This is a genomic window from Archangium sp. (assembly GCF_057119385.1).
The window spans coordinates 57,963-80,170 of the sequence record NZ_DBNGVP010000156.1 but is presented as its reverse complement, the minus strand read 5'-3'; the positions used below and the strand labels follow the sequence as shown (position 1 = coordinate 80,170).

The window sequence follows — 22,208 nt, the reverse complement described above, 5'->3', positions numbered from 1 at the left end:
GTGATACGAGCAGGCCCCTGACGACGCACAAGGAGCCGTGCCACGACCATGCCCCCCGCTTGGATGAGGACGCACGTTGTAACGATTTTGTTACTGGCGGCGGGGACGGCCCATGCCCAATCGGGCCGGAACGAGATTTCACTGGGAGTCTCCACCTTCAATTACAGCTCATACCTGCGGAAGTCGGTGGATTTCCGGACGTTGGACGTGAGCTATCACCGGCGCGTGGGGAGCTCGGGGTTCTGGCGCGCGGTGCGTCTGGGCGGGGGGTTGCGCACGGGCCTGCCGGTCAGCGAGGCCCGGTTTCCGGGGGAGCTCTTCGTCCAGGCGCAACTGACGGCGCGCTTCGGTTTCTGGGAGCCCTCGGTGGGGCCGGAGCTGGGGCTCACCGGCTTCGCGAGGCTGGATCGGCGGCTCCCGTTCCCCTCGGTGCAGCTCTACCAGCAGGAGGACGCGGACGTGGGCCCGTTGTACGTGGCCCTGAATGCCTCGCCGCTGCGCTTCCGTTTCGGCATGTTCCTCGTGAACGCGATGGAGCTCCAGGTGGGTACCAGCACACCGCCGCTGGGCGTGACGACGCGCCTGTACCTGGGTCTGCTGCGGTTGGGAGTCGCGCTATGAATCGGCTGTTCGTGTTCGTCCCCGTCCTGCTGGGTGCGCTCTGGAGCGTGTCCTGCTCCAAGTCCCTGATCGACAACGCCCAGGTGGAGGCGATCCGGCCGCTGGTGGAGCAGGTGGAGCAGCAGCGGTTGATGGACTTCGTGGTGGAGGTGACGAACGTCCGCAAGAGCAAGGAAGAGCAGCCGTTGGACTGTGCCCTGCTGGGCCGGTCTCCCAACTCGTCGCTCTGCTCGCTCACGCGCAAGCTGAGTGGGGAGATCCTCCAGCGGCGCTTCGAGTCGGCGGGGCTGCGGATCTCACACCAGACGGGTGGGACGGAGCCGTTGACGACGTCCAACATCATCGCCGAGCTGCCCGGCGTCACGCATCCCGAGGAGATCATCCTCGTGGGCGCGCACTATGACGCGGTGTACCAGGGGGCGGACGACAACACCTCCGGCACGGCGGCGATGGTGGAGATGGCCCGCATCCTGTCCCAGTACAAGTTCGACCGCACCATCCGCTTCGTCGGGTTCGACCTGGAGGAGCTCGGGCTGATCGGCAGCCTGCGGTACGCGGACACGATCAAGGGCGAGCGCATCTACAGCTCCATCGTCTTCGACGGCATCGGGTATTACGACTTCACGCCCGGCTCCCAGCGCTCCATGCCCGGGCTGCCCACCCCGGAGGCCGGCGACTTCCTGACGGTCATCGCCGACGAGCTCTCCCACCCGCGTGCCGCCGAGCTCTTCACGCTCAACGAGCGGTTGGGGCTGATGAAGGTGGTCCCCATCCTGGTGCCGCGGGATGGCACGTTCACCATGGGCGGCGCCCTGCAGCGCAGCGATCACAGCTCGCTCTGGGCGGTGGGTCACCCCGCCATGTTCCTCACCGACACCGCCAACTTCCGCAACCCCCACTACCACCGGCCCACCGACACGGTGGACACGCTGCACCCGGAGATGTTCCGCAAGGCGGTCCAGGTCTCGCTGGCGGCGGTGGCGCTCTGGGCGGGAGGTCCCCGATGAGCCGCGCCCGTACGCTTGTCCTCGCGCTCGGGGTGCTCGCTGGAGCCGAGGGACGGGCCCAGGAGCCCGGGGCCCTGAGTGGGGACGTGCCCGCCGCGAACGCGCCGGCCTGGCTCGCGGGCCATCGGTTCTCCGTGTATCTGCCGGCGGGAGCGCAGGTGTACCTCTCCGACACGCGCACCGCCGGTGGTATTGGCGGAGGCGTGGGGCTGCGGGACACCTTCCAGGAGCGCTTCATCCTCCAGGTGGACGCCACCTACCACATGCTGGTGGGCAACTCGGTGGTGCTGCGGGCGGGAGCGGGGATCCAGCGTCGGGGCGTGTACACCCCGGCCGTGCTCGTGACGCTCTCCACCTTCGTGGGAGACCGGCTGACGTTCCTCACGCCGGCTCATCCCAGCGTGCCGGTGGTGCCGCCGTACGCGTTGGGCCTCCAACTCGCTCCGCTGCGCTTCACCTACGAGGGCATGCAGGTGTCGCTGGCGGAGGTGGGAATCGGCGCGGGCCTGGAGTTCCCCGGCGTGGGGTTCGCCTACCGGCTGGGGGTGCTCGAGGTGAGCATCCCCCTGGAGTGACTCCCCCGGGAATGACTCACCCCGCCAGCGCGCGGTAGGTGGCCTGGGGCCGGGGGGACCGGATGAGGCGCTCGACGAAGTCGACGACGTTCGCCTTCTTCTCGGCCTCGCGGAAGACGGCCTGCATCCGCTGGATGTTCTGCTGGTAGCCCGGCTTGGAGGTGATCTCCTCCAGGGCGGCCCGCAGCGTGTCTCCGTTGAGCTGGAAGTGGTGCATGCGGGTTCCAATGCCGTGGAACACCACGCGCGCGGAGATGCCCGGCTGGTCCACCTTCTGGGGGATCACCACCATGGGCACGCCGAAGTAGATGCACTCCTTCACGGTGTTGAAGCCGCCGTGGTTCACCATGGCGCAGGCCCGCTGGAGCAGCTTGAGCTGGGGCGCCGATCTGACGGCGATGACGTTGGGGTGCTTCTGGTGCAGCGTGGCCGGATCCGTCTTGCGGCCCACGTTCAGCACGCATGTCCAGTCCGGCCGTCTGGCCGCCACCTGGAGCGCGGCCTCCTGGAAGCTGCGCTCCCGGGCCTCGCTGTACGCCATGCTCCCCATGGAGAAATAGACGAGCGGCTTGCCCTCGGGGACGAGCTCCCAGGGGAAGTCCGGCTCCTGCCGGTGCACGTCGACGGAGGGCTCCAGGTACTGGAAATCACCCTTCCAGGGCTCGCCGAAGTCGACGAACTCGCGAGGGCACAGGATGATCTCCGGCAGGAGCGGGCCCGGGCTCATGCTGCGCAGATCCATCTGGCTGTCCGGGACGCCGTACCTGCGAGCGATCCGGGCGAGCATGAGGCGCTGCGGCGAGTTGTACCCCAGCGCGACCCTTATCCGCTGCTTCAGCATCGAGTTCATCCACCGCAGCCACGCGTAGCGGATGCCCACCTTCGTGAACAGGCGGCCATCCGGGAGGATGAAGGAGAACATGGGCGGCTTGGAGTAATCCAGGCGCATGGGGAGGCTGGTGTTGAGCAGCACGGTGGGCACGCCGAGGCCGTGCGCGATCGTCGCGGGCTGCGGGAACAGGATGTCGCAGATGAGGATGTCCGGCTTCAGCCCGGTGATGACCTGATCCAGCGCTCCGTCGTGCATGGCCTGGAGCACCTTCGTCTCGCGCCGCGCGGCCTCGCGGGCGAACGCCTTGAGCGCCTTTCCCTTCAGCGTGCTGGCCAGGGTGACGGCGTTCTCGAAGTAGCCCTTGGGGCAGACCTCCTCGAGCACCACGTGGAACTCGAAGCCCTGGGCCCGTACGCGCTCCTCCAGGTCCCGGATGCCGCAGTAGATGACGTGGTGGCCGCGGGCCCGGAGATCTCTCGCGAGCTTCAGCGTGGGGTTGAGGTGTCCGCTCTCGGGAATGGGGGTGATGACGATGGTGGCCATGCTATCTCCAAGGGGGCTCAGGCAGAGGTGCTCGCGGCGGGGGCCGGAAGGCTCGCGCGGGCGATGACATCGGCGACGCGCAGGGCCATCTTCCAAAGCGGATTTCCCCGATAACCTATCACAGGCAGTCGGTGCTACCGCCAGTCACAATGTGAGGGGAGAAGGCGCTGTGGCCGGGCCTTACGGAGGCGGGGGAGGCGTGCCGCCATACCCGTCAGGCCTCAGGATCGGGGTCGCGTTCCGTAGAGAGCGCTCAGGTCGTTCGCGAGTGCTCCGAGCCGGGCGCGCAACTCCGGTGGCTCCAGGACCTCGGCCCCACGGCCGAGCAGGACGAGCTGAGAGAGCGCAATCGAGAGGCGCTCGAAGTCGATCGTCACTGTGCCCACGCGGATGCGCTCCCGCTCCGAGCCCGGGCGCATCGCCGCGAGCGCCTCGGCTCCCTCGGCGGTGAGCCGCAAGGTCACCTCGTAGCGGGCCCGCTGGGTCGCGAACCGCTTGCACCAGTCCTTCCAGAAGGCCCGGAGCTCGAACTCCGCGGGCCGCGCGAACGTATCCGTGAGCATGCGCGCCCCCTCCACCCGTGCACCGCGGAAGACCTTCGTCACGCCCTGGTCGTCGGCGACGAGGTACCAGTGGTCTCCCTTGATGACCAGGCCGTAGGGGTCCACCACGCGGGTGCTCCGCGCGCCCTCGAAGTCGCGGTAGGCCAGCCGGACCTTCCGATCCTGGAACACTGCCTCCCGGAGCACGGTCAGGTGCGGTACCGGATCCTTCTCGCCGAACCACGAGGACCCGTCGATGTGGAGCCGTTGCCGGGCGTGCTCGGCGGCCGTCCGCTGCACGCTGGGGAGCGCCGCGGCGAGCTTCACGAGCGCCGACCGCAACGGGCCCGCCAGCCCGAGGTCATCCAGGGCATCGATGGGATGGGCGCTCGCGAGCGCCTGGATCTCCGGCCCGGTGAGTCCCGTGAGCTGGGTGCGCCAGCCCGGGAGCAGCCCGATGCCGCCGGTGGAGCCGGGCTGGGCATACACGGGGACTCCCGCGGACGAGAGCGCATCCAGGTCCCGGTAGATGGTGCGTGGCGACACCTCGAGGCGCCGCGAGAGCTCCTCGGCCGTGTGCCGCCGTTCGTCCTGGAGCAGGAGCATCAGACTCACCAACCGGTCCGCGCGCATGAAAAACAGCGTAACGCCCATTCCTGACAGGAGGTGTCAACAATCGCCCTTTAGGGTCGCCGCCCTCATCTTGAAGACGTGGACGCTGGAGGGAGACGCCATGAAGAAGACGCTGGAAGGAAGAATCTGCCTGGTCGCGGGAGCCACACGGGGGGCGGGGCGCGCGATCGCCTGCACGCTGGGCGAGGCCGGGGCGACCGTCTACTGCACGGGCCGCAGCACGCGCGCGCAGACGGAGCGGGGAAAGGGCCCGGGCCCGCTGCTCGAGCTGGATCGGCGTCCCGAGACGATCGAGGAGACGGCCGAGTGGGTCACCGCGCGAGGGGGCAGGGGGATCGCCATTCGTGCGGACCACACGGTGGAGTCCGAGGTCGAGGCCCTCTGTGCGCGCATCCGCGCCGAGCAGGGCCGGCTGGACGTGCTCGTGAACGACATCTGGGGTGGGGACGAGCTGACCGAGTTCGGAGCGCCCTTCTGGAAGCTCTCCCTCGAGAAGGGACGCGTGCTGCTCGAGCGGGCCATCTGGACGCACATCGTGACGAGCCGCCATGCGGTGCCCCTCATGCTCGAGGGAGAGCGCGGGCTGATCATCGAGGTGACCGATGGCGACCACTTCGGCTATCGCGGCAACCTCTTCTACGACCTGGCCAAGATGTCGGTCATCCGCCTCGCCTTCGCGATGGCCAACGAGCTCCGGAAGAAGCCCGGGATGACGGCGCTCGCCGTGACACCGGGCTTCCTCCGCTCGGAGGCGATGCTCGAGCACTTCGGCGTCACCGAGGCGACGTGGCGGGATGGCGCGGCGAAGGAGCCCGACTTCATCGCCTCGGAGACGCCGTACTACGTGGCACGCGGGGTCGCGGCGCTCGCGGCGGATCCAGAAGTCCGGCGCAAGGCGGGCCGCGTCTTCAGCTCGTGGGATCTCGCCAAGGAGTACGGCTTCACCGACGTGGACGGGCGGAAGCCGGACTGGGCAACCCACTTCCGCGAGAAGTACGGGCGCGTCTATCCGGTGGCGGATGAGCGCGCGTACGCCTCGTGGTTCGACGGTCCCATCGACATCGCGTTCCCGGACTTCATCAAGGACTGAGACGAAGTCCGGGACGGAGGGCGCTCAGCCCCGCATCCAGCGGCCGTGGGAGAGGCCTACACCACGCGGTCGCGCAGGAATGGATAGCGCTCGCGCACCTCGGCCACGGTGCGCGTGTCGAGCGTGACGATGGGCACGCCGGACGCCGTCTCGGGCGCCATGTCCTCGCCCCAGGGGGTGAAGGCCGCCGAGCCGCCGTCATACGTGAGTCCGCCGCCGCTCCCGATGCGGTTCACCCCGATGAAGTAGCACTGGTTCTCGATCGCCCGGGCGCGCAGCAGCGCATCCCAGTGCGCGTGGCGCGCCGCCGGCCAGTTGGCGATGAGGACCATCGCGTCCACGTCCCGGGCCACCGCGCCGAAGAGCTCGGGGAAGCGCAGCTCGTAGCAGATGAAGAGCGCGGTCCGCACCCCGTCGATGAGCAGACAGGTGGGCCTGGTGCCCGCGCGGTAGTGCTCGTGCTCGCCGCCGTAGGCGAAGAGCCGCTGCTTGCGGTGCACCGCCGCCACCCGTCCCTCCGGATCGAAGGCGATCGCCGTGTTCACCGTGCGGGGAGCGGCCGTGTCCGAGCCCTCGTCCTCGCGCACGGCCACGCCGGCCACGAGCCAGACGCCGGAGCGCGCCGCCAGCTCACCCAGGCGGGACACCACGGGCCCCTGCAGCGGGGTGGCCTGCGACTTGTCCATGGTGAAGCCCGTGGTGGCCATCTCCGGCAGCACGACGAGCCGGGCCCCGCCCGCCTTCGCGCGGGTGATCAACGTCTCCGCGGCGGCCAGCGAGGCCTCCGGCGAGTGCCAGCCGATGTCGTACTGGCCCAGGGCCACGTTCAGGCGGTGGCTCATCGCGAAGCTCCACCGAGCAGCGCGGCGCGAAGCAGCTCCGCGCCCTCGTTCACCATCTTCGTGTCGCAGCTGAAGGCGAAGCGGATGGCGTTCTCGCACGAGTGGCCGAAGGCATCCCCCGGCGCGCTGCCAATGCCCTGCGCCGCCAGCCGGGCCGACAGCGCGTCCGCGTTGGCCACGTCCAGCCGCGAGTACAGGGACGGCTCCAGCTCCGCCCACACGTAGAACGCACCGCGCGGGGTGAAGGGGCGCACGCCCGGGATTCCCTCCAGCGCCTTCACCAGCACGTCGCGGCGCTGGCGGTACTCGGCGCGCATCGCCCGCAGGGGCTCCTGCGGCCCCGTCACCGCGGCCAGCGCGCCCCACTGCGCCAGGCTGTTCACGCCGTTGATGGTGCAGCGCAGCAGCTTCTGCACGCGCCTTTGCAGCAGCGGCCACGGGGTGTGCAGATAGCCCGTGCGCAGACCGCTCATCGCGTGGCTCTTGGAGAAGGAATAGACGCTGATGACGCGCTCGGCCCAGTCCCCGGCCAGCGAGGCGATGGAGTGGTGCACGTGCGGCTCATAGATGACGTCCTCGTAGGCCTCGTCCGAGACGATCCACAGGTCATGCTTGCGCGCCAGGGCGACAATGGCCTCCAGCGTCTCGCGAGGCATGACGGCGCCGGTCGGATTGTGGGGCGTGTTGAGGAAGATGGCCCGCGTGCGCGGGGTGATGGCCGCCTGGATGGCGTCGGGGCGGTAGGCGTAACCCTCCTCGGCGCGCACCGGCACGCCCACCGGCTTGCCACCGGCGAGCTTCACGTTCTCCGCCACCTCGGTCCACATCGGATCCGGGAGGATGACCTCGTCCCCGGGCGCGAGCAGCGCGCCGAAGGTCACGTACAGCGCGTGCATGGCGCCGTTGGTGAGGAACACCTGCTCGGCCGTGGCGCCCTGGATGCCGTTCTTCTGGCGCAGCTTGTCGGCCAGGGCCGCGCGCAGCTCCGGGATGCCGTCGTTGGGCACGTAGTGCGTCTTGCCCGCCCGCATCGCCGCGGCGATCGCCTCCGCCACGTGCGGGGCAATGGAGAAGCTGGGATCACCCGACTCGAAGCGGATGACCCGCTTGCCGGTTGCCTGGGCACGGAGCAGCCCCTCGCGGATCTGCACGATCTTCCCGAAGGAGATGGCGTCCAGGGTGTGGGCGGGAAGCTTCTCGGTCACGGCCGTTGACATCGTCTTGTGCTCCTCGGACTGCGGGTGGCGGGGGGAAACAGGTGGGGGGAAATAAAAAAGCCCACCAGCGGGGGGCTGGCGGGCTTGGAAACTGAATCCAGCGTCATAATGCGGTGCGGCAACGCCGCCGTCAACCATCAATACATTCCTACGAATTTGTAGGAATCCACCGGGGGAGCGACAAAAACGTAGGAAGAAGCGCCCGGCGCCTCCTTTCCAGGAGCGGGGAGGGCGCGGCGGACGTCCTCCCGGGTGCTCGGGAGGCTTCCTACGAATTTGTCGTTTCCCGGGCCGCGTCCGACAATTTTGTAGGGACCGGGTGGGCGAAAACTTTCGCCAGGCAGGCGTCTCCCGCCCCTGATTTCGAGGGGATGGGCTGCCCCCCCGGTCTGGCCCTCCGGTTGCACTGGCTTCGAGCCAGGCGGGCCCATGCGGCCCCAACCGTGCGAGGTGATGATGCCGGGCGGAATCGTCGGAGCGGACGTGGCATGGGTGCTCGTAGCGAGCGCCCTGGTGATGTTGATGGTGCCAGGGTTGGCGCTCTTCTACGGGGGCATGGTGCAGGGCAAGAACGTGCTCTCCACCCTCATGCACAGCTTCGGCGCCCTGGCGGTGGTGACGGTGGTGTGGGCGCTGTGGGGTTACTCGCTCGCCTTCGGAGAGAGCCACGGAGGGCTCATCGGCGGGGCCACCCACCTGTTCATGAGAGGGGTGGGGCAGGAGGCCAAGGGCACGCTGCCGCACATCCTCTTCTTCCTCTTCCAGGGCACCTTCGCCGCCATCACCCCCGCGCTCATCAGCGGGGCGTACGCCGAGCGGCTCAAGTTCTCCGCCTTCCTGCTCTTCACCGTGCTGTGGGCCACGTTCGTGTACGCGCCCGTGGCGCACTGGGTGTGGGCGCCGGACGGGTGGCTGCTGAAGCTGGGCGCGCTCGACTTCGCCGGGGGCGCCGTGGTGCACCTCACCAGTGGGGTGTCGGCGCTCGTGGTGGCGCTCGTGGTGGGCCGCCGCCGGGGCGCGCGGCAGCCCCCGCATAACCTCACCTTCACCCTGCTCGGCGCGGGGCTGCTCTGGTTCGGCTGGTTCGGCTTCAACGCGGGCAGTGCGCTCGCCGCCAACGAGCTGGCCGCCGTCGCCGCGGCCAACACCCACCTGGCGGCCGCGGCCGGCGCGGTGGCGTGGGGCCTCGTGGACCTGGTGCGTCTGAAGAAGGTGACGGCCCTGGGCGCCGCCAGCGGGCTCGTGGCCGGCCTGGTGGGCATCACCCCGGCCGCCGGCTTCGTCTCGCCCATGGGCGCGCTGGCCATCGGCTTCCTGGCCGGCGGGGTCTGCTACGGCGGCGTCCTCCTCAAGGAGCACCTCCGCTACGACGACGCCCTGGACGTCGTGGGCGTGCATGGCGTTGGCGGAGCGCTCGGCGCCCTGCTCACGGGCGTGTTCGCCACGGTGTCCGTCAATCCGGCCGGTGCCGACGGGGTGATCGCCGGGGGCAACTGGGCCCTGCTGGGCAAGCAGGCGCTCAGCATCCTGGCGGTGGCCGCCTTCTCCGCGCTGCTCACCTTCGTGCTCCTCAAGGTGGTGCAGGCGGTGGTGGGGCTGCGCGTGGACGCCGAGGCCGAGTACGAGGGCCTGGATCCCCACGTCCACGGCGAGCGCGCCTACCACACCGGCATCTCCCTGGGCGGCCACGGCATGACGCCGCGCGAGGCCTCGGCTCCGAAGGCCCGCGATCCGGAGAAGGCGCCGCTGGGCGCCGGCCCCGTGATGGAGGGTTGATCACCCGGCCTTGTTCAGCAGCTTCTGCCGGCGCCGCTTCGCGCCCGCCACCAGCAGCGTCTGGTAGAGCGTCGGCAGCGCGCGCTGCACCAGATCGATCAACACCGCGTCGGCGCCGATGAGCTGGCGCCGGCGGTTCTTGAGGATGGCCTGGAGGATGTTCTCGGCCGCCACCTCCGGGGTGGTGGCGAAGGCCTTCTCGAAGTCGCTGTTGGACGCCTCCTCCACCCAGCCCTTCCTCGCGGTGAAGCGGGCGCTGCGGGCGATGTTGGTCTTGATGCCACCGGGGTGCACGCTCGTCACGCCGATGGGGAGCCCTTCCACCTCGATCTCCTGGCGCAGCGCCTCGGTGAAGCCCTTCACCGCGAACTTCGCGGCGTTGTAGGCACCCTGCGTGGGCACGCCGATCAGCCCGAAGACGCTGGAGATGTTGACGATGTGCCCGTCCCCGGCGGCCTTGAGGTGCGGCAGGAAGGCCTTGGTGCCGTGCACCACGCCCCAGAAGTTGATGTTCATGAGCCACTCGAAGTCCTCGTAGCGCATGTCCTCGATGGTGGCGCCCAGGGCCACCCCGGCGTTGTTGATGATGATGTGGACGCCGCCGAGCTCGCGCGCGGCCTGGGCCGCCCAGGCCTCGACCTCCTCGCGTCGAGCCACGTCCACCCGGGCGGCGAGCACCTTGACGCCCGCCTGGCGGCACATGGCCTCCGTCTCGGCCAGCCCCGTCTCGTTCACATCCGAGATGGCGACATGGCAGCCCTTGCGCGCCAGCAGCCTCGCCGTGGCCCGGCCGATGCCCGAGCCCGCGCCAGTGATCGCCGCGACCTTGCCCTGCACTGTCTTCATTTCCGACTCCCGGTGGGGTGGCGGGACTGTGGTACGGTCCGGTACCAGATGCAAGCGCCCCCCGAGTCAGGCGGCCTCCGCCCCGGAAGTGATGGAACCCCGAGCCGGGATCGGCTGCTCCAGGGGCTGGCGGCCGCCATCACCGAGAAGGGCTACGCCGCCACCACCATCGCGGACATCGTCCGGCACGCCCGGGTGTCCAAGCGCACCTTCTACGAGCACTTCGCGGACAAGGACGCGTGCTTCCTCGCCTCGTACGTGGCGGCCAGCGAGGAGACGCTGCGGGCGATCGACACCGCCTCCGCGGCCCCGGGCCTCTCGTGGAAGGAGCGGCTCCAGGCGGCGACGCGCGCGTACCTGGACGCGCTCGAGGCGAGGCCCGCGCTGACGCGGACGTATCTGTTGGAGATCCACGCCGCCGGCCCGCGCGCGCTCCAGCTGCGGCGCGAGGTGCACCAGCGCTTCGCCGAGCAGCTGAGGGGCCTGGTGCGGAGGGCGCGCGAGGAGAACCCGGAGCTGCGCGCGCTCTCACCCGCGATGGCGACGGCGCTCGTCGGAGGCATCAACGAGCTGGTGCTCGTCGCGGCCGAGAAGGGACGCGCGGGCCAGCTCCGCGAACTGGCGGACACGGCGGTGGAGCTGGTGCGCGCGGTGCTCGTGGCGCCGGAGACGTAGGCGGCCGGGCCTATTGCTGGACGGAGGCGTGATCCGCGTTGTCGACGATGGAGCGCGCTCCGGCGGCGCGGGCGCAATGGGCGCAGCAGTAGAAGGTGCCGTTCGCCTCGATGCCGTGGCCCAGCACCTTGCAGCTGCAGTGATCGCAGACGGGCGCCAGCTTGTGGATGGCGCACTCGAAGCTGTCGAAGGTGTGGGTGACGCCCGCGGTGATGACCTGGAAGGCCAGGTAGTAATCGTTGCCACAAACCTCGCACTTGGCCATGGAAGCCTCCTGCGAGGAGTGTGGGTCCGCTCACGTCCCGCGTCAGCCGCTGGTCCTCGCCCGGGCCTTCAGCCGCTCGCCTGTCCGCCCGCGCCGGCGGTGGGGCTTCACGGCGTGAAGCGCTCGATGTCAGCGGTGTACCCCTGGGGGCCCGTCAGCTGAACTCGATGCCCAGCGCCTCGCTCGCGAAGCGGGACATGCGTTCGATGAGGTGCTTGTTCTCGTCCACGACGCTGCGGCCGGCCCTGTTCATCTCCGCCTCCAGCCGCTCGTTGCAGCGCAGATCCAGGCAGAGATTCACACCCACGCGGCGCTTGGAATCGACGTCCGTGGTGAGCAGGCCGATCTGATCCGCCGAGCCAGCCGTCCGGCACCAATCACACACCCGGACCGCCAGGGCCTTGTCTCCCTGCTGATCCCGGCGGAAGGCGATACCCGTGGGCCGCTTGCCGCCCGGCGCGGTGAACACCAGGAACACGCGCACCCCGTACGGATCCACCCACGCCAGGTAGTCACGGACGAAGAGGGGCAACTGGGTGCCCTTGGGCAACTCCACGTACTTGCGATCCCGTGAACGGAACGCGCTCAGCAGCTCTTTCTCTGTCTCGATACGGAACATGGACTCCTCCCCCACCACCGTGACGCGCGATGGCGCCGGTGACTGACTACGCTTCCCCCGTTTCGTGGCCGAAGATCTCCCCCGGGTTCGGCGCCGCTGGCCCCTCGGCGGGCTTCTTGACGAGCGAGCGCGCCCAACGGCCCGAGGCGTAATACGTCATGCTCACGACGAGCGAAACGACGAAGCTCAGGGAGATGGCGTACCACACGCCCGTCACGCTCTCCATGCGCCGCGACAGCCACCAGGCCACGGGGACGCGCACCACCCAGAGGCTGACCAGCGTGAACACCGTCGTCGTCAAGGTGTGTCCCGCCCCGTTGATGATGCCGTTGCTGACGAAGATGAGGGCGAAGAGGACGTAGGTGCTTCCCACGATGTGCAGGTAGGAGATGCCGGGCGCGATGACGGCGGGATCCGAGATGAAGATGCGCAGGAGCGCCTCCGGGAACGCCACGGCCAGGGCGGAGATGACCAGGGTGATCCCTCCGCTGAACAGACAGCCCCAGAAGAAGACCTCGCGCACGCGGTGGTGGTGGCCCGCCCCGAGGTTCTGCGCGGTGAGCGTCGAGATGGCCATGCCAAAGGTCATGGCCGGCATGAAGGCGAGCTGATCGATGCGGGAGGCGGCGCCGAAGGCGGCCGTGGCGATCTCCCCGAAGCCGTTGACGATGCCCGTCACCAGCACCATGCCGATGGAGACGAGCGACTGCTGGACGGCCGAGGGCAGTCCGATGCGCAGCGTCTGCCGGGTGACGGGCCCCAGGTGGCTCAGGCGCGGCCAGGAGGGCGCGACGGGGACCTTCTTCCAGCGGAGGAAGCTGATCAGCGCGGTGAGGGCCACCGCCTGGGAGATCAAGGTGGCCCAGGCGGTGCCATTCAGCCCGAGCTTCGGCAGCCCCATCCACCCGAAGATGAGGAGGGGATCCAGGGCCGTGGTGAAGAGCACCGAGCCGAACTGGAAGTAGAGCGGCGTCTTGGAGTCGCCCACCCCCTGCAGCATGCTCCGGATCAGGAAGAGGCCGAAGCTGAAGGGCAGCGAGAGCAGGAAGATGCGCAGGTAGCTGACGGACGCGGCGAAGACCTGCGGCGGGGTGTCCATGGCGCGGAGGATGGCGGGCGCGAAGAGCTCGCCCAGGACGGTGAGCGCGAGTCCCAGCGCGTACGTCAGCACGGTGGAGCTGTCGACGACCTTGCGCAGCTCCTCCATGTTCCGGGCGCCGTAGTTCCGCGACACGAGGATGTTCGTCGCGAGGGTGAGCCCCATGCCGATGGCGAAGAGCACGAAGATGACGGGGAAGCTCACCGTCACGGCCGCGAGCGCCTCGTGGCCCAGGAACTTTCCGACCCAGATGGCGTTGATGAAGCTGTAGGCCGTCTGCAGGAAGCTCCCCATCAGCATCGGGATGGAGAAGGCGACCATGTGCTTGGGGATGCTGCCGGTCGTGAGGTCGCGTCCGAAGTTGGGTTTCATGCGTTCCTGGGTGGCGGGTTCCGCCCCGGCCCGAGCTTAACCGCGCGGGTGCTCGCTCCCTCGCTTTTCGAGGAGACGTTCATGGCTCCGGCGGTGATGAAGGAAATAACGAAAATGCATAGCTCGGCCGCGAGGGGTCTCTTTTTGAACGAGAGCGGGCTCACGCCGCATTTCGCGGCTGACCAATACCAATCTCACAAATTGAAACATGAAGAATCTTGTCACGTCTGTCGTCTGTGCGGCTGCTTGTGCTTCTCTCCTGGGTGCGTGTGGCCCTGCCATCGAGGAAGGTGAGCCGCTCGAAGGCGCGGCGCCCGCCGTCGCGAAGCCCACCACGTCTGACTCTGTCGATCTGGCCGCGTCCGAACTCGCGGCCGGGACGGTGCATGCGCAGACCCTCGTGGGGGACCTGGGCACTCGAATCGGCTCCCCTGTCGACACCTACGCCGCCATCAGCACGGCCTCCAACCAGTGGTCGGTCAGCTGCAACGGCGGGTCGTCGCGGGACATCTCCTGGGTGTGGACGGTGCCTGAAACGGGCTCGTACAGCTTCGGCACCGGCGGCTCGAACTTCGATACCGTCCTCCAGATCCGCCACCTCAGCAACACCTCGTCGATCATGGGCTGCAACGACGATTACGGAAGCGGCCTCCAGTCGAAGGTCACCCTCTCGGGCCTCGTCAAGGGCGTGAAGTTGTTGATCATCGTCGAGGGCTACGCTGGTGACTACGGCGACTACGCCCGTTTGAACATCATCAAGAACTAAGCCAGGAGGAGGAAGTCCTGTCTGGGGGGAGGTTCCGGTCGCGATGGGGAGCAACTGGTCCGATGGTCGGACCAGTTGGCTTGCCGCGCGACCGGAGGGTGCCTTGTACTTTCGAGGGCACCATGTGGCAGATGATGTACGGCCGTGTTGTCCTGTCCATCGTCTCCTCCGAGGAGCGCACCTTGACCCCAACACCGGGGCCCGGGCAATGAGGGTTCGATGAGGCGTGGCGTCGCGCTTCGTGACCTCCTGCGGCCTACTCCTCGCCCGCTCCCGTGAGCCCTGGTGCGTCCGGGGCGGGAGCATCCGTGGGGGCAGGGGACTTGCTGGGATCGAAGCGGGCCTCGCACTCGCGGATGCGCTCGTCCGTCAACGGCGTCTTCCGCGTGCCCGTCCGCATCTGCCGGCGCTTGATCTGCAGGTTGGGCTCGAAGCACTCGAGGTAGCCGGGAGGAGGCGTCCGGTCATGGGCCATGATGCGCTCCTTCAGCTTCTGCTCCTTCACCGGCGTGCGGGCCACCACCCGATCGTTGAGGCCGTGGTAGTCGATGATGATCACGTCCGGCAGCACCCACCCCGGGACGCCCACCGACCGCGTCACCAGCAAGGGCCGCTCCGGCAGGGCCAGCTTCTGCCCCTCCTCGCGCGTGGGGTACTCGTGGCTCCAGGTCTCGAAGAAGACCTTGTGCTCCTGGTGACGCATCCCCACGAAGTGCGAGATGAGCCAGTCCTGCTGGGCGTCGAACAGCTCCACCACCGGGCGCACCGGCGCCGGGAAGGCGTCGGCGATGGGCTGGCGGAGGCGGTACGTCTGCTTGCGCGTGGTGAGCTCCCGCGTCTTCGCGTAGTGCACCCACTGCACCGGCAGGCTCAGCAGCAGGAAGGTCCCCATCAGCGCGAGCGCGCCGGTGCGCTCCACGCGCAGCCACCCGAGGAAGGCGACGAAGGCCACCATCAGCGGCAGCATCAGGTGCGCGTAGACGCGGTACTCGAAGTGGTCTCCGCCGATGATCAGCGTGTAGTAGGCGAAGTGGGCGAGCAGCACCCCCACCACCGCCACGTGCCCCGGCTGCTTCCACAACCGCTCCGCCACCTCGCGCCACCCCATGCCCCGGAGCAACCGCACGGCGGCGGCAATCCCCACCGCGAGCCACACCCACAGCCCGTACTCGATGAGGAAGCACAGGGCATAGCGCAGGCCACTCTCGGGCCAGGACTGCACGTGCTTGGCGTAGTACGTGTTGGGGAGCCACTCCCCGTAGTACAGCCGCCGCCAGCCGATGTGCAGCGGCACGGCCAGCAGGGGCAGCGCCGCGAGCACCCATCTCCCACGCGGTGGCGCCTGCACGAGCTTCATGAGGAGGAGCACCCCACACGCGGCCACCAGCAGCATCCCATCCGGCCGGGTGAGCGCCGAGAGCGCCGCGGCCGTGCACGCCACCGTGACCGCCCTCGGGCTGTGCTCGCGGTCCTGCTCCACCATGGCCACGCACCACAGCGTGGTGCAGAAGATGAAGAGCGCCGTCTCCAGCCCGGAGCTCATCCAGGCGAGGAAGGTGCGGTTGGAGAGGACTCCGGCCAGCACCGCCACGGCGAGCGCGAAGCGATAGCGGGCCAGCCCCGCCGGCAGCGCCATGCGCCATACCCAGAAGAAGCCGAGCGCGAGCGTGCCGTAGCTGAAGGCGAGCGACACCGCGTTGGCCGCCTCCGGAGGCTCCACGCCGGACACCCGCCACACCCCCTCCAGCAACACCATCCACAGGAAGTTGGAGTAGCCCTCCACCGGCTGGAAGGGCGGCGGATTCCACGTGTGCCCGTACCCGCGCAGGCTGTTGCTGATGTAGCGGAAGGTGATGAACGCGTCGTCGGTCAGGAACCAGAACTCGCGCCAGCCCACATAGGCCGCCACGGCGAGCAGGAGCAGGACTCCCCAGCGCAGGAGGCCGGTTGCACGCGAGGTGGGGAGCAGGGAGGGAGAGGAGTCCATCATCGTCCTTGCTTCTGTTCCTGCAAGTGGGCGAGCTCGAAGCCCCGCTCCCGCAGGTGCGAGAGGAACTGATGCCGGAGGTCCTCGGCCTTGGGAAGCGACCCCTCCGCGCACGGCGCCGTGTGCCCGGACACCCGGCCCGTCTGGAGCTCCCCGGTCTTGAGTTGGAAGGTCCACCACCGGTCGCAGACGATCGCGGAGACGGTGCTCATGCCATAGAGCGGCGGCCCCGCGTTGCGCAGCTGGGAGATGTACTCCCAATCCGCATGGGCGAGTCTCGCGTTGACCTCGCCCGTGCCCAGGATGGGCTCCGTGGGAGAGCGCCGGGCCGAGAGCATCGAGCGGCCCTCCATCCAGCCCGGGATGGGCAGCCCCACGGTCTCGAGCACCGTGGGCGCCACGTCGAGCAGCTGGGCGTTCTCCTTCACCACGCCCCGGTGCCGGCCGCTGGGGAAGTGGATCATCAGCGGCACCCGATCGAGCGTGTTCCACTCGTGATTGTGGTCCGAGCTGATGACCACCATCGTGTTCTCCAGCAACCCACGCTCCTCGAGCCGGGTGATGAAGCGCTCGAGGAGGCGATCCGAGTCGAGGATGGCGTCGTCGAGCTGGTTGTCCCGCGACTTGGAGCCGCGCGTGAAGACCGGGTGGGGGCTCTCCGGGTAGCTGCAGCAGTGCGTGCCCATCAGGTGGATGTGCATGAAGAAGGGCCGCTGGGCCTTCTCGGCCGCGGTGAGCGCTCCCTGGATGCGATCCTCATCCGTGTCCCAGCCCGCGATGCGCGTGGGCAACTGCACGAGCTTGAAGTGATTCACCATCGGCCGGATGCCGAGCACGTAGAGCACACGCTCGGTGAGGCGCTCGGCCATGCGCTCGGCCACGTAGCGCTCCTGCATGAGGGCCCGCCAGGGCCCCGTGGGCACCTCCACGGACACGTTCCGGCCGTTGGCGTGCTCGAAGCCTCCCAGCATGTTCAGGTCGGGCCCGTCCGCGTAGTAGCGGACGGTGAACTGGTGCGTCTCGTAGCCGGCGCGCCGCAGCAGCCCTGGCAGGTGCAGGAACGACGCCTCGCCGGAGAGGATGTGCGGCGGGAAGATGACCTTCGTGCTCGTGGGCAGCCGCGAGGTGAGCATCGACGTGGTCGAGCCCGTGGTGCGCCCGGCATTGGAGAAGGCGTTCTCGAAGAAGAGGGTGCGCTCCTTGAAGCGCTCCAGGAACGGCGTGTTCGGGCGCTCGTAGCCGTAGGCGGACATCCGCCGCGCTTCCAGCCCGTCCGTGGCGACGAAGATGACGTGGGGGGACCCGGCCGCGGCCCTGGCGATGGGGGCCTCCTGGGGCTCCGTCCCGCGCGCGCTCCCGAGCCGGAAGGCCAGGACCCCGAGCGAGACGGCGACGAGCCCCCCGGCCACCACGAGCCGCCAGCGCCACCCGTCCCCGGCCAGTGCCTCCTGGCGCGCGAGGGCGACCTGCCTCACGATGACGGCGAAGAGCGCGATCCACAGCAGCACGTACAGGAACAGCAGGGACTTCGGGATGCTCACCACCCCGAAGCCGAAGACGGTGTAGGTGAAGTTGTCGATCAGCAGGAAGCACAGGCCCGTCAGCACCAGCGCCGGGACGGCGGAGGCGACGGCCAGCGTCCGGGCCCGGGAGCCCTCGGGAAGGCGCGCGAGCAGCGCTTCGACTCCGAGCAGTGGCGGGAGCGCGGCGAGCGCCGGGACCACGAGCGCCAGGGGGATGCACGCGAGGGCACTGAACCACACCGAGTGCGGCAACGAGACCATGAAGCCCTGCTGGGTGACGAGGAAGAGCCACTCCAGCAAGACGAACACGTAACAGGCCGAGATGACCTGCCACACCGCCACAGCCGCACCGCGCACCATCTCCTCCTCTTCGTTCAGCCGGGAATCGCGGCGCGGAGCCTAGCAAAGTCGCATGCCCTCTTCTCCACCGAGAGTGAGGGGCGGGCAGGCGGGTTTGACGGTGGTTGCCCGGCGGCCTACCGTGCTCCAAGGGGAGGCTGCGGTGAAGAACATCCAGGCACTCATCATGGAGTGGCTCGACGCCCAGGTGCGGCTCTTCCAGGAGGCGATCGAGAAGCGGAAGGGCGAGTACCTGAAGAAGAAGTGGGCCTGGAGCGAAAAGGCGGTGAGCGACTTCAACCGCCGGATCGATGAGATCAGCGCGATCCACTCCTCCATCCTCACCGTAGGGCACACCCATGGGAAACACCTGCTTGTGGCGCACCGGGCTCGTGGTGTTGGTGCTGATGGGAGGGTGTGAGGAGCGCAAGCCTCCCGAGGCCCCTCGGACGCCACCGCGTATCGAGAGCAGCCCGCCGGTGGCCGCGGTCACCTCCGACGCGGGCGCCGCCTCCGTTCCCGCCCCGGTGCCCGACCCGGACCCGGGCCCCACCGAGGCTCCCGGTCTCCCCGGATCCGTTCTTTCACCCGACAAGCGCTTCGCCCTGCTCGTGCCCGAAGGGGAGCGGATTCGTCACATCGATGTCCACGATGCGTCCGATTCGCGGCGGCTCACGCGCATCACCCTCGACAAGTCCACCGTGGTGCGCTCGACGAACGCCCGGGTCCGGTGGACCACGGGCAACCACATCCTGCTGACCTGGACCGCCGGGAGCGACGCCGCCAGCGGCATCGTCTACGGCACGGATGGGAAGACCTTGCTCCAGGTGTCGGGCCCGGCGATGGAGCTGTCGCCCTCGATGCGGTACCTCGCCACCTTCCCGACCCTCTTCGCGGCGCCGCCCGTCATCGAGGTCTACGACCTGTCCACCGGACAGAAGGTGGCACGAAGGGCCGCGAGTGACGGCACCTTCTGGGTGGTGGATGACCTCGGTTGGAAGGGCCAGCAACTCGTGCTCGGTTGCCGGGACCAGAAGGATCAGACCCAGGAGATTCGCATCGATCTCGACGCGCCTCCTTGAGCCGTGCACCAACCACTCGGCCGTCGAAACCCGCACGGCGCTCGGCGTGCCCGGTCCATGAGCCCAAAGACGAAGCCCCCGGGAGGCATGCCTCCCAGGGGCCGTTCATCTCAAGCTGACTTCAGCGAACCCGGGCTCAGTACGTGCCCTTGAGCGAGGTGCTGGAGTACGAGCTGTAGCCGTACAGCATCACGTAGATGCGCTGGTTGGTGCTCTGCGCGGCGATGTTGCACGTCTCGTTGTTGCCCGTCAGGTACGGACGGCAGTTGTACGAGGAGGTGGTCGGCGCGGAGCCGATCTTCACGTACATGTCCGCGTCACCCGTGCCACCGCTCATCACGAAGGACGAGGCGCGGCCGGCCAGCACATCCAGGTAGTAGTACTTCGACGAGCCCGTGGCGCCCGAGATGCCGGTGACGGCCACGCCGTTGCTCAGCGCCGTGGCGGCCGGGGGAGGCGTCGTCACGCCCACGCCCACCGCGTTCCAGGCCTGCGTCACGGACGTCGCCGAGTAGCCGAGCGCCGTCGCGGCCTGCTCCGTGTACGTCTTCGCCTGGGCGAAGGTGGTGGAGGCCGTCATGTAGTCCACGTTGGCCTTGTAGAAGATGGCGCCGGCCTGCTGCACGCCCACGCCCGTCACCGTGACGGTGCTCTTGCCGCGCGGGTGCGTGCCACCCTTGGACAGCAGGGTGAAGGCCAGGTTCGCGATGCCCGAGCTGTAGTGCACGTCCACGCTGCCGGCGCTGCTCGTCCAGTAGTCGAGCGAGACGCCGTCCTTGGCCGGATCGTACATGTAGCGGAGCGCGTCACCGGGGGTGGCGGGCGTCCAGATGTCGTCGCCGACCATGAACACCGCGTTGGTGGTGGCCCAGGTGCCCGAGGCGTAGCTCTCGCAGTAGGCGCCGAAGATGTCGCTCATCGCCTCGTTGAGGCCGCCGGACTCACCCGAGTAGGTGAGGTTGGACTCGCGCTCGGTCACCGCGTGGGTGAGCTCGTGCGTGGTCACGTCCGCGGACAGGCCCAGCATGCCCGAGTTCACGCCGTCACCATCGCCGTACACCATCTGGGTGCCGTTCCAGTAGGCGTTCACGTAGTTGGTGCTGTAGTGCACCGTGCTGATGAGCGCGCCACCCAGGTTGTCGAACGAGTCACGGCCGAAGTTGTTCTTGTAGCAGTTGTACGTGCCACCCAGCTTGTCGTAGTTGCCGTCGACGTGGGCGTCACCCGTGGCCGCCTGGCCCTCGGTGCGCTTGAGCGTGCCCGGGGTGCTGGAGCCGTTGTTGGCGCTGTATACCTTGCGGTTGAGCGCGGAGTGGATCTTCGAGTTGCGCTGCACCAGCGAGCCATCCTTGGCGCTCACGTAGACGAGATCGCGGATGGGCATGTCCACGCCCTCGCCGGACACCAGGACCTCGTAGGCCAGCTTCAGCTTGCCGTCCTGGGTGGAGCGCACGTACACCAGCCGGGTGCCCTCGGAGGCCAGGTGGCGGCCGGAGGTGGAGTCCAGCGCGGCGATCCGGGCGGCCTCGGGGGAGATGGTCGCCTTGGAGGAGACGATCTCACCGTCGCGTGCGGTGCCGTTGACGGCGGTGATGGTGCCGTCGGCGGCCACGTGGAGCACGAGCTCCTCGTTCACCACCGGCAGGCCGTTCTTCGTCTGGGCATAGCGCAGGTGGGTGACGCCCTGCTCGTCCACGCGGCTGCGCGTGTGCACCAGATCCGAGGCATTCAGGCGGAACGCGGCGGCGATGGCGGGCAGCGCCGGGCTCACGCGGCTGTGCATGTCACCGGTGAGGCTCGAGCTGGCCGAGCCCAGGTTGCCGGTGAGCATGTAGGGGAAGTTGCTCTCGTCCGCGCCCGCGACCCTGGCGGACGGCAGCGCGGCCAGCGCCGCCTGGACATCGCCGAGCGAGTCAGCGGCCTGGTCGAACTTCTGGGCACCCTCGGGCAGCTGGGTGTTGTCGACCTCGCACGCGGCGAGGGGAAGGGCGAGCAGCGCAACAGCAAGGAAACGCGTACGCAAGGGGGGCACTCCTTCGGTCTGCGACGAGATGTCGCCGGACGTGGAATCCCTGGAGCAGATATCGGGCCAACTCATGGACCCGATGGAATCCCCGTGAGACCGCACAGCCCTCGACAACCCGGTGGAGCATGCATGTCACAGCGAGCGCGGCCCCGAACGTAGCGCGGCTTTACATCCGCTCCATGCAACCGGTTGATCTCCGCCGGATTCGCCTCACGGCGGGAGGAGGCCCTTTTTGCCCCATGCCCTCGGGTGCCTGGATGAATTGCCCCAAGGGTTTCTCGCTTGGCGCCGCAAGCGTTTGGGCCAAAAGCATCAAGGAATGTGACGGGCGAATGGCCGCACCGCAAGGCTTCCCGCGCGTCCTGGAACCGTCAAGTTCGGGACGCGCTACAGTCGTGGGCATGCAGAGCAAAGCCACCACTGTCGAGCAGTACCTCGCCTCGCTTCCGGAGGACCGCCGCGCGGCCGTCTCCGCCGTGCGTGAGGTCATCCTCGAGAACCTCGACGAGGACTACGAGGAGGGCATCCAGTACGGGATGCTCGGCTACTACGTCCCGCACGAGGTGTTCCCCGCGGGCTACCACGTCGATCCGAAGCAGCCGCTGCCCTTCGCCGCGCTGGCCTCGCAGAAGAACCACATGGCCGTCTACCTGATGGGCGTCTACGGCCAGCCCCAGCTGGAGAAGTGGTTCCGCGACGCGTGGACGAAGACGGGCAGGAAGCTGGACATGGGCAAGTCGTGCGTGCGCTTCAAGAAGCTCGAGGACGTCGCGCTCGATGTGCTCGGCGAGGCCATCCGCCGCGTGCCCGCCAAGGCATACATCCAACAGTACGAGTCCGTGATCCGGCCCCCGGACAAGAAGAAGGCGCCGGCCGCCAAGAAGAGCAAGCCCGCGGCGAAGAAGACGGTGGCCAGGAAGCGCGCGTAGGC

The 22,208-nt window shown here is 68.6% G+C and carries 21 protein-coding genes; 10 read left to right on the top strand and 11 right to left on the bottom strand.

Going from position 1 to position 22,208, the window contains the following annotated elements; all coding sequences use genetic code 11:
* The first annotated feature begins 207 nt into the window (after positions 1-207).
* From AC16DP_RS38115 to AC16DP_RS38105, 3 genes are read left to right on the top strand one after another with little or no spacing between them, the layout of a single operon-like run.
* Positions 208-621 carry a hypothetical protein gene (locus tag AC16DP_RS38115; RefSeq protein ID WP_329732393.1) on the top strand — a complete coding sequence of 138 codons (414 nt, stop codon included), beginning with the start codon at positions 208-210 and terminating at the stop codon, positions 619-621.
* On the top strand, positions 618-1,628 hold the full coding sequence (locus AC16DP_RS38110; RefSeq protein WP_329732392.1) for a M28 family metallopeptidase: 1,011 nt from the start codon (positions 618-620) through the stop codon (positions 1,626-1,628). Before AC16DP_RS38115 ends, AC16DP_RS38110 begins: the two co-directional genes overlap by 4 nt.
* Complete coding sequence (locus AC16DP_RS38105) at positions 1,625-2,203, top strand: hypothetical protein (RefSeq protein ID WP_329732391.1); 579 nt, start codon at positions 1,625-1,627, stop codon at positions 2,201-2,203. Before AC16DP_RS38110 ends, AC16DP_RS38105 begins: the two co-directional genes overlap by 4 nt.
* 16 nt (positions 2,204-2,219) lie before the next feature.
* Here AC16DP_RS38105 and AC16DP_RS38100 read toward each other — a convergent pair whose 3' ends face one another.
* Together AC16DP_RS38100 and AC16DP_RS38095 are read right to left on the bottom strand one after the other, a co-directional pair.
* The gene (locus tag AC16DP_RS38100; RefSeq protein ID WP_329732390.1) at positions 2,220-3,578 is read right to left on the bottom strand and encodes a glycosyltransferase; all 1,359 of its coding nucleotides are present in this window, start codon (positions 3,576-3,578) and stop codon (positions 2,220-2,222) included.
* A 221-nt stretch (positions 3,579-3,799) separates the two neighbouring features.
* On the bottom strand, positions 3,800-4,726 hold the full coding sequence (locus AC16DP_RS38095) for a helix-turn-helix transcriptional regulator (protein ID WP_329732389.1): 927 nt from the start codon (positions 4,724-4,726) through the stop codon (positions 3,800-3,802).
* Between the two features lie 127 nt (positions 4,727-4,853).
* Here AC16DP_RS38095 and AC16DP_RS38090 point away from each other — a divergent pair, with 127 nt between their 5' ends.
* The gene (locus AC16DP_RS38090) at positions 4,854-5,843 is read left to right on the top strand and encodes an SDR family oxidoreductase (protein WP_329732388.1); all 990 of its coding nucleotides are present in this window, start codon (positions 4,854-4,856) and stop codon (positions 5,841-5,843) included.
* A gap of 56 nt (positions 5,844-5,899) precedes the next feature.
* On the opposite strand, the gene AC16DP_RS38085 is transcribed toward AC16DP_RS38090, so the two are convergent.
* Together AC16DP_RS38085 and AC16DP_RS38080 are read right to left on the bottom strand one after the other, a co-directional pair.
* Positions 5,900-6,685: a nitrilase-related carbon-nitrogen hydrolase gene (locus AC16DP_RS38085; protein WP_329732387.1), complete on the bottom strand. Its 786-nt coding sequence runs from the start codon at positions 6,683-6,685 to the stop codon at positions 5,900-5,902.
* Complete coding sequence (locus AC16DP_RS38080) at positions 6,682-7,902, bottom strand: pyridoxal phosphate-dependent aminotransferase (RefSeq protein ID WP_329732386.1); 1,221 nt, start codon at positions 7,900-7,902, stop codon at positions 6,682-6,684. The genes AC16DP_RS38085 and AC16DP_RS38080 overlap by 4 nt, the downstream gene beginning before the upstream one ends.
* A gap of 429 nt (positions 7,903-8,331) precedes the next feature.
* Between AC16DP_RS38080 and AC16DP_RS38075 the strand changes: the two genes are divergently transcribed.
* A complete protein-coding gene (locus AC16DP_RS38075; RefSeq protein WP_329732385.1) occupies positions 8,332-9,678 on the top strand; it encodes an ammonium transporter in 1,347 nt (448 codons plus the stop codon).
* On the opposite strand, the gene AC16DP_RS38070 is transcribed toward AC16DP_RS38075, so the two are convergent.
* The gene (locus AC16DP_RS38070; RefSeq protein ID WP_329732384.1) at positions 9,679-10,524 is read right to left on the bottom strand and encodes an SDR family NAD(P)-dependent oxidoreductase; all 846 of its coding nucleotides are present in this window, start codon (positions 10,522-10,524) and stop codon (positions 9,679-9,681) included. It abuts the gene before it with no gap.
* A gap of 48 nt (positions 10,525-10,572) precedes the next feature.
* On the opposite strand from AC16DP_RS38070, the gene AC16DP_RS38065 reads away from it, so the two are divergent.
* Complete coding sequence (locus tag AC16DP_RS38065) at positions 10,573-11,199, top strand: TetR/AcrR family transcriptional regulator (RefSeq protein ID WP_329732383.1); 627 nt, start codon at positions 10,573-10,575, stop codon at positions 11,197-11,199.
* A gap of 10 nt (positions 11,200-11,209) precedes the next feature.
* On the opposite strand, the gene AC16DP_RS38060 is transcribed toward AC16DP_RS38065, so the two are convergent.
* The 3 genes from AC16DP_RS38060 to AC16DP_RS38050 form a co-directional block, all read right to left on the bottom strand.
* Positions 11,210-11,464 carry a hypothetical protein gene (locus tag AC16DP_RS38060; RefSeq protein ID WP_329732382.1) on the bottom strand — a complete coding sequence of 85 codons (255 nt, stop codon included), beginning with the start codon at positions 11,462-11,464 and terminating at the stop codon, positions 11,210-11,212.
* A 154-nt stretch (positions 11,465-11,618) separates the two neighbouring features.
* On the bottom strand, positions 11,619-12,083 hold the full coding sequence (locus tag AC16DP_RS38055; RefSeq protein ID WP_329732381.1) for an FBP domain-containing protein: 465 nt from the start codon (positions 12,081-12,083) through the stop codon (positions 11,619-11,621).
* Between the two features lie 46 nt (positions 12,084-12,129).
* Positions 12,130-13,554, bottom strand: a complete 1,425-nt coding sequence (locus tag AC16DP_RS38050) for an MATE family efflux transporter (protein WP_329732380.1) — start codon at positions 13,552-13,554, stop codon at positions 12,130-12,132.
* Between the two features lie 208 nt (positions 13,555-13,762).
* On the opposite strand from AC16DP_RS38050, the gene AC16DP_RS38045 reads away from it, so the two are divergent.
* The gene (locus tag AC16DP_RS38045) at positions 13,763-14,320 is read left to right on the top strand and encodes a hypothetical protein (RefSeq protein WP_329732379.1); all 558 of its coding nucleotides are present in this window, start codon (positions 13,763-13,765) and stop codon (positions 14,318-14,320) included.
* A gap of 256 nt (positions 14,321-14,576) precedes the next feature.
* On the opposite strand, the gene AC16DP_RS38040 is transcribed toward AC16DP_RS38045, so the two are convergent.
* Positions 14,577-16,310: a hypothetical protein gene (locus AC16DP_RS38040; RefSeq protein WP_329732378.1), complete on the bottom strand. Its 1,734-nt coding sequence runs from the start codon at positions 16,308-16,310 to the stop codon at positions 14,577-14,579.
* Positions 16,307-18,190 carry a sulfatase-like hydrolase/transferase gene (locus tag AC16DP_RS38035; RefSeq protein ID WP_329732377.1) on the bottom strand — a complete coding sequence of 628 codons (1,884 nt, stop codon included), beginning with the start codon at positions 18,188-18,190 and terminating at the stop codon, positions 16,307-16,309. The genes AC16DP_RS38040 and AC16DP_RS38035 overlap by 4 nt, the downstream gene beginning before the upstream one ends.
* Positions 18,191-18,332: 142 nt before the next feature.
* Here AC16DP_RS38035 and AC16DP_RS38030 point away from each other — a divergent pair, with 142 nt between their 5' ends.
* On the top strand, positions 18,333-18,590 hold the full coding sequence (locus AC16DP_RS38030) for a hypothetical protein (protein WP_329732376.1): 258 nt from the start codon (positions 18,333-18,335) through the stop codon (positions 18,588-18,590).
* Positions 18,529-19,251, top strand: coding sequence for a hypothetical protein (locus tag AC16DP_RS38025; protein ID WP_329732375.1), 723 nt, complete (start codon positions 18,529-18,531; stop codon positions 19,249-19,251). Before AC16DP_RS38030 ends, AC16DP_RS38025 begins: the two co-directional genes overlap by 62 nt.
* 136 nt (positions 19,252-19,387) lie before the next feature.
* Here the strand turns inward: AC16DP_RS38025 and AC16DP_RS38020 are convergent, their stop codons facing one another.
* Entirely contained in the window at positions 19,388-21,274 is a 1,887-nt protein-coding gene (locus AC16DP_RS38020; RefSeq protein WP_329732374.1) for a M4 family metallopeptidase, read from the bottom strand.
* 404 nt (positions 21,275-21,678) lie between these two features.
* On the opposite strand from AC16DP_RS38020, the gene AC16DP_RS38015 reads away from it, so the two are divergent.
* The gene (locus AC16DP_RS38015; RefSeq protein ID WP_329732373.1) at positions 21,679-22,206 is read left to right on the top strand and encodes a DUF1801 domain-containing protein; all 528 of its coding nucleotides are present in this window, start codon (positions 21,679-21,681) and stop codon (positions 22,204-22,206) included.
* The last annotated feature ends 2 nt before the right edge of the window (positions 22,207-22,208 follow it).